Raw genomic sequence first — 12,020 nt, 5'->3', positions numbered from 1 at the left:
GGACAAGAGTTTGATAGCAAGGCTAAAAATGAACCGTTATTATACGCTTATGCACCTAATCACACCACTCCATTGCAAGAGGCGATCATGAAGAGAGTTCTGGTTCTGGGCGCGTCCGGATATGTGGGATCGCAGCTCCTCCCTCTATTACTGGAACAAGGTTACGATGTCACCGCGGCTGCTCGCCAGACCGACTACCTGACGCTAAGAACCTCACCCCATCCGCACTTGACGATTACCCATCTGGACCTGGCTGATGAGCAGGCAACACTTCAGCTCGTGCCTCAGTTCGAGCTGGTGTTTTTTCTGGTGCACGGTATGGCGCAAGGCCATGACTTTATCGAATATGAGTTATCCCTTGCTCATCACTTTAAATCCGCACTGGACCAAAGCCAGGTACGCCACGTCATCTATCTCAGCGCGCTGCAACCAGCCACAGGCCAGTCGAACCATCTTAAGGCAAGGAAAGAGACCGGTGATATTCTACGCCAGAGTCACGTCCCGGTGACAGAATTGCGCGCAGGGGTGATTGTCGGCCCAGGCTCAGCAGCGTTCGAGATCATGCGTGATTTCGTCTATAACCTGCCTCTGTTAATTGCGCCTCAATGGGTCGACTCCAAAGCCAACCCGATCGCTTTGGAAAATCTGAATCACTATCTGCTCAAACTGGCACAGGAAAATCCATCTGGACATCAGATACTGGAAGCCGGCGGCCCGGATACACTCTCTTATCGTGATCAGTTCAGAGTCATCTGTCAGCTGACCGGCAAACCTTTTCGACTCTGGTCAACCCGCATGCTGACGCCAGCCATGGCGTCCTATTGGCTGGGTCTGGTCACCTCAGTACCATCAAGCATTGGCCGGGCGTTATTAGCCGGACTGGAACATGATTACGTCACCGATTCCGACACGATTCGCACTCGTTATCCGCAACCGTTAATCAGCTACTATGACGCAGCGAAATCCACCATCGAACAGGAAGGCACTTTCGTGCGCAGCAACGTCTGGGGATTCGACCCCGCCGCTTTGCAGCGCTGGCAAGCCGGCTACGGCTATTATCCTAAATGTGCCGGAGCCACTATAAGGACACACGCCTCTGCTGACGCATTGTGGCAGGTGGCACAGCAGATCGGTAGCCGGGAGAAGGGCTATTTCTTTGCCAACATTCTGTGGCGCACCCGAGAATGGCTGGATTTTCTGGTCGGTGGAGGCAAGCCAATCCGGGTATCGCCTCCCGGCCCGGAACTTAAGGTGGGTGACTTTATCGACTCCTGGAAAGTGATTCGGGTCGAAAAGCCGCATTTCCTCTCTCTGTTATTTGGTATGAAAGGTCCGGGGCTTGGTCGCTTAGAAGTAACGATTAAAGATCAAGGTGACGTAAGGGAGCTGAATATTACCGCCTGGTGGCACCCAAAAGGGTTTGCAGGATTACTTTACTGGTTTGCCATGATGCCGGCCCACCTGTTTATTTTTAACGGCATGGTGAGAGCAATCTGCCAATTGGCGGAGCACGACGATTAGCCCCAAGGGTCACAACAACATCGGGGCAAGTCGTCACCAGGACTAAGGATTCACAGCCCTCGATGACGGCTCGCTGCTTTCATCTTGGGTATTTTCAGATTGCGCGGGTTGGGAAGATTGCTCAGATTGGGGTAACTTGTGAGCAATACCGGCGTGACAATCTATGCACGACTGTCCCCGCTCTTCCATCATCTGATGACGCCGGGCTGTTGTGCGCGCCTGATTCTCAAGCTCCATCCGCTCTATCTGATGACAATAACGGCACTGTTTGGATTTATTGTCGATAAACTGCTGCGTCACGTGTTTTGCCAGACGCGGCCGATGCTCAGTTTCAAAATTATCTAATCTGATATCTCCCGTCAGTTTATGAATTACATCCGCACTGGCGGTTATTTTTACTATTAACTTGGGTATCAATTCACGTGGTACATGGCAATCGGCACAAGTGGCAGCAATAACCCCTTTGGTATTGTTAAAATGAACCGACTGTTGATACTCTTCAACTATGGTATCCATGCCGATGTGACACGAGAAACAGAAAGCATTGTTATTTGTATAGTCCATCACTCCATGGTATGCACCAAGGGACAGCGCACCTAAAATAAATGCTAACATTCCGCCTAAAGGGATTCCAAGTAGCCATTTTGAATTAGGCTTTTTCCACCAGTTCATAGATACCACTCGCTAAAAGCAATTCATTGCATACTCGCATAATATTCAGCCAACGATAATAAGTCTGACTGAGTGAGGCTTTTAATTGCCTGATCCATTTTCTTATCTACGTAACGCTGTCCGTTATAAAATTGCTGCAAGGTTTTAATTAAATAACCTTTTTTCTGACCAGCTAAAACCGACACTTCTTCCATCGCATCACTACCGCCCTGGATATGACAACTTTCGCAGTTTTCAGCATGAATCACTTTACCCCGGGCAGCGAGCGCTGCATCGAATGTCTGCTTAGTTCGAACAAAAGGCAACCCACTGTAGTGAGCGGCCAGTTGCTCAATTTCCTGTTCAGTGAGCGCAGTTGCGATGGTGGCCATATCCCCTTGTTGACTGGTGTCACCGCTGACATGGTGCACTTTGGCAGCTGGTCGACCCTCCTGATAACTCAGCATTTGATCGATAAGATTAAACTCAGCAATACCGGCAATGGTCGGGATGTCTGTACTTTGTGATACACCATCCTTGCCATGGCAGGCTTCACATTCAAAGCGCTGGATTAGATCAGTGCCGGAAGCACATGAAGCAATGCTAAAAAATGTACTAGTGGTTATTAAAGATAGTTGCAGCATTATTAATTTTAAAGAGTTAAACATGTTCGCTCATCCTAAATTAGAGTAATAAAACTAATACTTATATCCAATGTTATAATTCCATGTTTAGTAAGTAGAATATTTTTAATTAATAAACAGCATCAACCATCAAGGCAACGACAAGATAAGCAACATATTTTATAAACATAACCAGCCCGGCTTTCTCACTCACTACAGTTATTCTGCTACTTATCTAATATCATAAAAAAATAGCCAGCCAGATCTCACGATGACATTGCAAAATCATTCTAATCGAGTTTTGTGATTATAGATTAAAATCCACAATAAAAATATGGTGATGATTTTTTCTCTGTCTATACTTTTGTAAAACATGGCTAAACCAGCCCTAAAAACGGCGGAAAATGATTATCAGAAATCAAAACAATAAATTCCGATGATTCAAATATATAAGCAGTTTACGGCCATATAAGTAATAAACAATCTGCAAACAAGAAATCCGTTGCGCTGTTATTCCATTGAAGTAGGGATAAAGTTCAGGTGGGAGCACGACAATGACAATAAGCAAAACAGCTGTGCTATTCCTGGGGCTCAGCCTGTTACTGAGCGCCTGTGGGCCCGGCAGCAAAAATGATCAAAATCAGGCGCCACCTGACGTAACCACCTTCAGTGTCAACATTGACACCCCTGCACTGCTGACCGCAGAGAACGGGACAGACACCAAACTGGTCGTCGACTTTCAAGTCACAGATGGCGCAGGACGCCGTGTCACATTCGACAGTAGCAAAGACTTTCGCATTGCCGTGCTGAAAGCGATGCCAGCCCGGATGGATACCGATGACAGCACCAGCGCCGCTTATGCCTACAACGGACGCAACGGCAACACCTTCTGGAAGAGTTTTCATCACAGCAGCAATGCCAGCGATAACCGGGCACAAATGGAAAATGTCTGGGACGGAGAGCTTGTACAAACGGCCCAAGGTTATCGTTACACCTTCGCTATCACGGATATTTTGAACGTTGCCGACCCCTACCCCGCCGACTCTGCCGATAACGGCGGTTTTATTGCCTGGGATGAGGATAAATTACATCGCATTGTGATGGCCTATGGCGATCACGACCTTGGCTTCACTCAGATTTTTGAATGGGTACCCGGCACCCGTTCAGACAATACTGTGTCCCGAAACGTGATAGAAAAGGGTACCTGTGCCAACTGTCATATGAATGAGCCCCTTCATCACGGTCCCGGTTATCGCTCAATCGACAACAACATTGCTGTGTGTACTGCGTGCCATAACGACAGTAATCCGGCAGCGGCTCCCCGCCGCCGTCCATTGGCAGTGCTGGTGCATCAGTATCACGGTAATGTGTTTAAAATCGGCACCAGCAGCAGCGATCTGACCACCTACAAGCAACCCGTTGATAGTAATGACCAATTAGTGACGGACATCGATGGATTGGTTATTGAAGGCAACCCTTTCCCGCAAGATACCCGCAACTGTACCACTTGCCACTCGGACAATACCACGCTTGCCTCGGATGCCAACAACTGGTTCGAGCATCCGAGTCAGGTTGCCTGTGAAAGCTGCCACCTGTACCGGGATCGTGGCGCGCACAGTAATCAGGTCGGCACCAACTGGGTTCGTAACGGCGTCGTGCAAAACAGTTGCACCGGATGCCACCGCCCATACGACCTCGACGGTAACAATGAACCCATTATTGGCCAGGATGCCAGCCGAAGCGCTAAAACCGTCCACATGACTCGTTTACAAAACCTGGCTGTCGCAAGAGATTCACTGCAGATCTCGATTGAACAGGCCCGTTTCATTAACAGTCAATTTGAAGTCGATGTGCGCATCGAAAAAGACGGCAGCGCGGTGAGTAGCCTGGATGATATTACCTCCTTCATCAATGAACACGGCCACCTTAACTTATTACTCAACTGGGATAATGGCGATGGCCTGATGTTAGCCAATAACGGGCTGGATATGGCTGCAGACGGTAATCTGGGTGACGGTTGTATTGCCCTGGGAAGTGGTCTGTTTACCTGCCACAAAGATTTCAGCACGGCAGCTCTCAAACCCGGGGCGCTCTCCAAACTGACGGTCAATTTGGCTGACATTCCGCTCTGTGGCGACAGAAGAAATGCCGTACTCAGCGACTGCAGCAACTTCACCGGGATAGACCTGCTTAAATACCCGTTTGTCATCGCGGCCAATAATAGCGCCTCTTCCTTTGATACCGGTGGTGTCAGCCTGACCCACAAACTGCCGGTGGCGGCGGATATCAATAGGTGCAATACCTGTCACCAAGCGTTAACGATTCATAAACTGGGCGAGCATCCTCATGCGGCAAGCGACTTCCAGCAATGTAAAAACTGCCACAATTCTGAGCGGTCCGCGTTCTATCCCGGTATGGCCGCGGATCTCAAATACCATGTCCACTCTTTTCATGCTTATGGTTCGGCAAGAGCGGGAGAGTCACGTTTTCCGGGCGCACTCAACAATTGTGAAGCTTGCCATACCAACAGCCAATACAACCTGCCGACGAGCGAAAATACCCGCCCATCACTGGCATCAGGCAAATATTTCAGCCCGGCGTTGGTTGCCTGCGGAGCCTGCCATCTGGAATCAGCGCTGGCCAACGCCGACCCCGATAATGTTGCCGGCGACGCAATACTGACGCATATGCTCAGTAATGGCGCAGTATTTGCCGCCGATAATGCGGCAGACGCTGTCGGTTCAGAGCAGTGCGCATCTTGTCATGCCATCGGGCAATCGCAAGGCGTTGATAAGGTTCACCAAGTTTATGATTATCGCGACTGAGGCTTCAAGACAACCTTCCAACGAATGATCAATAACGCATCAAAACAGGAATGGGTTATGAAAAAAGGTGTGCAGCTGTGGTGTTTTATCATGCTCGTGCTACTGGTATTGTCCCCAACGCTAAATGCGCAAGAGAGCGTTGCCGATGATGCCAGGCTCGAAGCTGAGACAACGCTGGATCAAAAGTTCAGCGCGGGAAATTATTCACGCCGCGGCGCAGAGGGTTGTCTGCGCTGCCATGATGACGAATCGGACCACCCGGGCAGCGGCATTTTTGCCAATGTTCACGGCAAGATAGCTAACATCCACGGTCCGATGCGAGATAAGCAATGCGAGGCCTGCCACGGACCGGCTGGCAATCATGCCCGTTCTCCGCGTAAGGGCCAGTTGCGAGAGCCCATGATCACCTTTGGCCCGGACTCGCCGGTTCCGGCTGAAAAACAAAACAGCGTATGCCTGTCCTGCCATCAGGACACACAACGAGCCAGTTGGCACAGCAGCGAACACGCCTTTGAAGGCCTGTCCTGCTCCAGTTGTCATCGGGTGCATAAAAAACAAGATCCCATGCTCGATGCCGGGCAACAAATTCAGACCTGTACTACCTGTCACAGCCAGACCAAAGCTGACTTACATAAACGCACCAGTCACCCGATGCTCAACGGGACAATGCAATGCAGCGATTGCCATAACCCGCACCAGAGCGTCAATGAATTCAGCCTGAATCAACCGTCCGTCAACGCGGCCTGTTACGACTGCCATGCAGAAAAACGCGGCCCGTTTTTATGGGAGCACGAACCGGTCAGTGAAGATTGCACTGCCTGTCACACCCCGCATGGTTCTGTCAACCCGGCGATGCTGAAACAGAGACTGCCTCAGCTGTGCCAGTCATGTCATCAGGTCCCACATGCTAACGTCGAATTCGCCGTCAGTGACCTGCGCGTACGCGGCGGAAGTTGTCTCAACTGTCACAGCCAGGTGCACGGTTCCAGTCACCCTCGTGGACAGGCGCTGAGAAACTAAGGAGCAGAGATGAAATTATCCTTACTATCGGTTCTGATTGCCTTGGCATTGCCCGCGGCCAGCCTTGTCCACGCAGATTATTCTTTGCAGCGCAGCGCCAGCTTCGATACAGCAGATTGGCAATGTGAGCCCTGCAGCAGCGATGGAAACTGGCACGGCGATATTCAGTTCGGCTTGGGGTATCTGGATAACGATCAAGGCGCCCGCTTTAATAACTGGAACACACCGGTCTACGGCACGGGTGATCTCAATAAATCGATTAATCCCGCTTTGAGTATCAACATGGAACAGTATGAAGACGACGGCTACTACAATCGCATCACGGCCCTCGACCTCGGCCTGCAACGATTCCTGCTGGAATGGGAAAACGGTCGCTATGATGGTCTGCGTTTCCTGGGCAGTTACAGTGAAACCCCTTATTTTGCTGGCTATTCCTGGCTCAGCGTTTATCACGACAATGGCAGCTACCTGACTAGTGGCACACTTGATACGTTCAGCCCAAAAACCACGCGTGAATCCGTCAAATTAAGCGTTAAATATACTCCCCATTCGCCGTGGCAACCTCATGCAGCGATGAAACACGAGCGTAAGACCGGCACTCGCGCGTTATATACTTTTGTGAATCCCGGCCTTGGCAATAATCCTGGCTTTATTCCTAAGCCGATAGATAACCAAACCCTCAATACCGATTTCGGTATCAGCTATATTGCCAAGGACTGGATGACCGACCTCTCCTACCAAGGCTCATTTTTCCGTAATGATGAGCCCGCACTACACTACGGATTGGCCGCTAACCCGTATCAAAACCAGATCGCCTATGAGCCTGACAATGATTTCCACCAACTGGCACTGTCCGGCAACTACAGGCTCGAAGAACAAACCTTTAACAGTCGATTATTGTGGTCACGCAGCACATCAGAAAGTGGCATGAACCCATTTCCTCAATCCCCGGTGCTGTCAGACAGCTTTCGCGGTGAGATCAACACTGTCCAGCTCAGTGCTGATTACCATAATCAGCTCAGCCGCAAGACCGCCGTTAAAGTCAGTGCTGATTATCTGGATCGCAACGATGATTCAGACCGTCACACCGTGATAGGCACCACACGCAAAGCGTATGACCGCGACCGCACCCGGTTAGAGGTCGCGGCAAATCATAAACTGTCGCGCTCTCTGCGTCTTAACGCCGGCTATGAATATAAACGGGACAGACGCCCTTACGCCGACCGGAAGCAGACCGAACAGCAAGCGGGTTATATCGGGGCACGCTATCGGCCTCAGGCCGATTGGACACTGGGTGGCAAACTCACTTATGCCTCTCGTGACGGGTCTGACTGGAATAACAGCGATCCCGACGCCCCGCACCTGAGACAATATTATCTCGCCGATCGCGACAGGCTGGAACTGCGCGCTGACGGCAGTTATCAGTTTTCCCCCGGCCTGCAGCTGGTTGTCGAAACCTGGTATGCCGATGACCAGTACCCGACTCCGGATATCGGCATCAGTGATGGCAAAGATTACGGCTATGATGCTTCGGTCAACTTTGCACTCGACAGTGGTGTAAACGGACACGCCTTTATTACTCAGCAATATATTCGCGCAGCACAACATCATGCTAATAGTGACGTAGTCGGATGGAACCGCTATACCACCCGTTCAAGGGATTACGTCACTACGGTTGGTCTGGGATTAAGCAAAGATGACTTTTTCCACGATACCCTGCAGATCTCTTTCGACTATTCCCATAGTCGCAGTACAGGTGAAACCGACGCCAGCTCAAACAGTTACCGCTATCCTGATAACAGAGCAAGCGCACATCGCTTCGAGCTGACCGGTGACTATCAAATCTCCGACGACCAGAATGTATTACTTAATATCCGCTATGAAAAATACCGTGAAAGTGACTACCTGTTCGTGCAGGAAGAGAACATGGGGGATGTGATGCAAAGCTATGAGGGGATATTTGGGGCCGTCTATTGGCGTTACCGTTTCTGAGGTAGGTTGTTTAAAGATGAAAAAACAGGAGAGGTATTCCTCTCCTGTTACAAAACTCAAGCGTGATTTACCGGCTTAATCAGCTTTAAAGCTAAGAGGGATTTCAGCCACTTGCTGACCCTGATTACCCGGATAGATCAAATACTCGCCGTGGTACTTCACGTTCGACTTATAATCGGTGCGCTTATGTAGCATAAAACCTGCTTCGGCCGCCTTCTCAATAAAGCCGGCGTGGTAACCACGGACAAACCAGCTCATCGGTTTAACCAGCAGCTCACCGTCAAAACACGACTCGCACTGCTCGGCACACAGTGCCAGCGAGTTCTGGCCGTCGGTAAAGATCTGTACTTTACCGCAACCTACCAGAGGCTCTGAAGTTGACACTTCCCAATCCGCTTGCTCCATCGTATCGAGGAACTGCTCAATTTTTTTATCTGTAATGACGTTGCACTCCGCGGCGGCATCACCGGCAAAAAATTGCGCGTAGTAAGCAGAAATGCGCTTAAACGTAAAAAGTAGCTCAGACTGATTGCCCTTTGAGCGGCCAGCCTTTTGCCAACGCAGCAAATCGTCACTCACACAGCGGTGGAAACGCTGACTTTTGATCGCCTTAGTCACCCAGTGCACCAGAAAATGGTTATTTGCGACCGGGGCATCGGCCACTTTCCCGGCGCTATGCTCTGCGCTCAGCTCTGCTAACGCCGTATTTACGACGTTCTGAATTTCCAGATAGTAGTCTGACACTATGCTTTTCTTCCTAATGTCCAATAAAAACTCGCAGATAATAACGAACATCCGGCCATAACGAAAATCATTGGCCAACTTTCTCCGCCAGGCATCGCTGCCACCAATGCACCAACAACCGAGCCGGTACCAAAACGTAACGTGCCCGCTAAAGAAGACGCCGTCCCGGCCATACGCGGATACCCGCTGAGCAGCAGCCCCATTGCATTACTGCCGATAGTAGAGATGGTCCCAATAAACATCACCACAAACGGCACCGTCCCCCACAGGCCAGCGCCGGTGAACCAGCCGATAAACAGCCCCAGCCCAGCCAGTAACTGTACAAAAAGACCAAAACGCAGCATGGCATGCGAACCGACTTTTTTCACCAAACGGCCGTTGAGAGTCGTCATAGCGATCATCGCGACGATATTCAGCGCAAAAAGATAGCCAAACTCGCTCGGGCTCACGCCGTACAGATCAATATAGACGAATGAACCTGCGGTCAAAAAGGCAAACATGCCCGAGAACGAGAAAGCTCCGGCCATAATTAACCCCATCGCCTGACCACTGCGACACAGACGCAGATAGTTCTTCATCGTACTGCGAAAATGCAGCGGCTGTCGGTTTTCGTCAGACAGGGTCTCCGGAATTTTCCACAACACCATGGCAATAACAACCACAGCAAAAGCAGCCAGTAACCAGAAGATCGACCGCCAGCCAAACCAAACCGCCAGATAACCGCCAATCATCGGCGCGACCAGCGGTGCAATCGTGATCACCAAGGTGACAAACGACATCGCGCGGGCAAAATCTTCACGGTCAAACATATCGCGTACCACAGCCTGAATCACCACGGCAGCAGCAGCACCAGCAAAACCTTGTGCCGCCCGCACATAAGTCAGCGCGTCAATACCATGCGTGGTGGCGCTGACCATAGCCGCTACCGCAAACAGGAAAATACCGCCCAACATCACCGGGCGACGTCCATAACTATCAGCGAGAGGGCCATGCAAAAGTTGGCCGATAGCAAAGCCTGCCGTGTAAGCGGTCAGCGTGATCTGCACCTGGCCAGCAGTGGTCCCCAGATCTTGGGCGATAGCTGGCATGGCTGGCAGATACATATCGATGGCCAGCGGAGTCAGTGCACCAATCGCACCGAGCACAATAAATAACAAAAAGCCTATCTTCGACGCATCGTAGTTAAGGGGGGAATTCGTTGAGGTCATACATCTCCACTCTGATAAAAATACGAAGTGCGACACCAGGTGCCGCACTTATTGATTCGATTTCGACATCCCGAACAATCAGGTCTAACGACGAGAAATGAGTGAGCCCGCAACAGAAAATTTCATGCGCGGAGAAACGAAGGCAGATAACGCCAAGTCAGACTCAAATCGACAGGGTAATATCGAAAACATTGCTTCCACTCTCTAGCTTATGGCAAAGCCGAGAAACTTCTAGTTCTTATTAGGAAATAAACTATTTCCTAATTCGATTTTTAGTTCCTAATTGAACTCAGTGTCCAGCACAGAACAAACACCAACCAGGCCTTTACCAGCATCGATGCAGTATCTGAGTAACGCCTATTCAGACACACAAGTCGTTGCAATCAGTCAGGCATTTATGGGCGACCATTTACGGGGACACACTCTTACTAAGGAGAAAATAAAAAGGACACACACCTTTTCTGACATCTGTCCTTGTTCTCTTACCGCCAGTATGCACTTGCATGCCTATACCGCACCTGTATAAACCTCTGAACTGCGAGTGTCCCGCTTAAGTATGTGCGCTTAAGTACGTGTGTCCCGCTTATATCTTCCTCTTTACTCAGTAAACAACAGAGTGGGAATAGAGAGGGAATAGAGAGGACAGACGCGACTGTGACTCAAGCCTCTAACAGGGTTATTTCCAGATCGACGCGACTTCGTCTTCAGTCAGGAAGCGGTACTCACCCGGCTCCAGGGTATCATCCAGCACGATATCCCCCACCCGTTCGCGATGCAGGCCAATGACTTTGTTACCCAAAGCGGCAAACATACGCTTAACCTGATGATATTTTCCTTCATGGATGGTCAGCAGCAGTTCGTTTTCCGCTTCATCCACCACTTCCATCTGAGCTGGCAGCGTCATGTCACGTTCATTACGCAGCTCAATCCCCTGCGCCAGTTTCTCTGCGTAATCCGGTTGAATTGGGTCAGCCAGCCACACACGGTACGTTTTATCACATTTGTGTTTTGGCGACGTAATACGATGCGACCACTGACCATCATCGGTAATCAAGACCAAACCGGTGGTATCCACATCGAGGCGGCCGGCAAAATGCAGCCCGCGCATGTTCGCTTCATCCAGCAACACAAATGCAGTCTGATTAAAACCATCTTCGTGAGAGCAAACAAACCCTTCCGGTTTGAACAACATGATGTATCGTGGGCCACTCAGCGTAACTTCACGCTCCTGCCATTCGACAACGGATGTCTCGCTGACTTTGAATGCGCCACTTTTTTGCGATTGACCATCAACGGTGACATCGCCGCTTTTCAGGATCTGAGTGGCTTCTTTACGTGTGGTGCCCAGGGCGTCACACAGGAATTTATCTAAACGCATGCATACCTCATCTGCTCGAAGTCGGGTATTATACAGAGCCCACATTAAATAGTTGAGC

General features: G+C 50.3%; 9 protein-coding genes. 4 read left to right on the top strand and 5 right to left on the bottom strand.

The window, feature by feature from the left end:
- The first annotated feature begins 87 nt into the window (after nucleotides 1-87).
- Nucleotides 88-1,521: a DUF2867 domain-containing protein gene (locus E6C74_RS10365; RefSeq protein WP_136484792.1), complete on the top strand. Its 1,434-nt coding sequence runs from the start codon at nucleotides 88-90 to the stop codon at nucleotides 1,519-1,521.
- Nucleotides 1,522-1,563: 42 nt separating this feature from the next.
- Here the strand turns inward: E6C74_RS10365 and E6C74_RS10360 are convergent, their stop codons facing one another.
- Together E6C74_RS10360 and E6C74_RS10355 are read right to left on the bottom strand one after the other, a co-directional pair.
- Complete coding sequence (locus tag E6C74_RS10360) at nucleotides 1,564-2,193, bottom strand: NapC/NirT family cytochrome c (protein ID WP_136484790.1); 630 nt, start codon at nucleotides 2,191-2,193, stop codon at nucleotides 1,564-1,566.
- A gap of 23 nt (nucleotides 2,194-2,216) precedes the next feature.
- Entirely contained in the window at nucleotides 2,217-2,840 is a 624-nt protein-coding gene (locus E6C74_RS10355) for a c-type cytochrome (protein WP_136484788.1), read from the bottom strand.
- 509 nt (nucleotides 2,841-3,349) lie between these two features.
- On the opposite strand from E6C74_RS10355, the gene E6C74_RS10350 reads away from it, so the two are divergent.
- From E6C74_RS10350 to E6C74_RS10340, 3 genes are read left to right on the top strand one after another with little or no spacing between them, the layout of a single operon-like run.
- Nucleotides 3,350-5,620: an OmcA/MtrC family decaheme c-type cytochrome gene (locus E6C74_RS10350; protein ID WP_136484786.1), complete on the top strand. Its 2,271-nt coding sequence runs from the start codon at nucleotides 3,350-3,352 to the stop codon at nucleotides 5,618-5,620.
- Nucleotides 5,621-5,677: 57 nt separating this feature from the next.
- Nucleotides 5,678-6,640, top strand: coding sequence for a DmsE family decaheme c-type cytochrome (locus tag E6C74_RS10345; RefSeq protein WP_136484784.1), 963 nt, complete (start codon nucleotides 5,678-5,680; stop codon nucleotides 6,638-6,640).
- Nucleotides 6,641-6,649: 9 nt separating this feature from the next.
- On the top strand, nucleotides 6,650-8,632 hold the full coding sequence (locus E6C74_RS10340) for an MtrB/PioB family decaheme-associated outer membrane protein (RefSeq protein ID WP_136484781.1): 1,983 nt from the start codon (nucleotides 6,650-6,652) through the stop codon (nucleotides 8,630-8,632).
- A 75-nt stretch (nucleotides 8,633-8,707) separates the two neighbouring features.
- Here E6C74_RS10340 and E6C74_RS10335 read toward each other — a convergent pair whose 3' ends face one another.
- From E6C74_RS10335 to rsuA, 3 genes are all read right to left on the bottom strand, one after another.
- The gene (locus E6C74_RS10335; protein WP_168797007.1) at nucleotides 8,708-9,376 is read right to left on the bottom strand and encodes a DUF2913 family protein; all 669 of its coding nucleotides are present in this window, start codon (nucleotides 9,374-9,376) and stop codon (nucleotides 8,708-8,710) included.
- Nucleotides 9,376-10,584 carry a Bcr/CflA family multidrug efflux MFS transporter gene (locus E6C74_RS10330; protein WP_136484777.1) on the bottom strand — a complete coding sequence of 403 codons (1,209 nt, stop codon included), beginning with the start codon at nucleotides 10,582-10,584 and terminating at the stop codon, nucleotides 9,376-9,378. The genes E6C74_RS10335 and E6C74_RS10330 overlap by 1 nt, the downstream gene beginning before the upstream one ends.
- Before the next feature lie 676 nt (nucleotides 10,585-11,260).
- Nucleotides 11,261-11,962 carry a 16S rRNA pseudouridine(516) synthase RsuA gene (gene rsuA / locus E6C74_RS10325; RefSeq protein ID WP_136484775.1) on the bottom strand — a complete coding sequence of 234 codons (702 nt, stop codon included), beginning with the start codon at nucleotides 11,960-11,962 and terminating at the stop codon, nucleotides 11,261-11,263.
- Between the last annotated feature and the right edge of the window lie 58 nt (nucleotides 11,963-12,020).

This window comes from Vibrio sp. H11, from assembly GCF_004804295.1.
GTDB lineage: Bacteria > Pseudomonadota > Gammaproteobacteria > Enterobacterales > Vibrionaceae > Vibrio > Vibrio ostreae.
Note: the sequence above shows the minus strand (reverse complement) of the source record. Positions and strands in the feature narration are given on the sequence as shown.

Coding starts and splice junctions, on each gene's coding strand:
- E6C74_RS10365 (WP_136484792.1), top strand. CDS start 88: ATGAAGAGAGTTCTGGTTCTGGGCGCGTCCGGATATGTGGGATCGCAG.
- E6C74_RS10360 (WP_136484790.1), bottom strand. CDS start 2,193: ATGAACTGGTGGAAAAAGCCTAATTCAAAATGGCTACTTGGAATCCCT.
- E6C74_RS10355 (WP_136484788.1), bottom strand. CDS start 2,840: ATGTTTAACTCTTTAAAATTAATAATGCTGCAACTATCTTTAATAACC.
- E6C74_RS10350 (WP_136484786.1), top strand. CDS start 3,350: ATGACAATAAGCAAAACAGCTGTGCTATTCCTGGGGCTCAGCCTGTTA.
- E6C74_RS10345 (WP_136484784.1), top strand. CDS start 5,678: ATGAAAAAAGGTGTGCAGCTGTGGTGTTTTATCATGCTCGTGCTACTG.
- E6C74_RS10340 (WP_136484781.1), top strand. CDS start 6,650: ATGAAATTATCCTTACTATCGGTTCTGATTGCCTTGGCATTGCCCGCG.
- E6C74_RS10330 (WP_136484777.1), bottom strand. CDS start 10,584: ATGACCTCAACGAATTCCCCCCTTAACTACGATGCGTCGAAGATAGGC.
- rsuA (WP_136484775.1), bottom strand. CDS start 11,962: ATGCGTTTAGATAAATTCCTGTGTGACGCCCTGGGCACCACACGTAAA.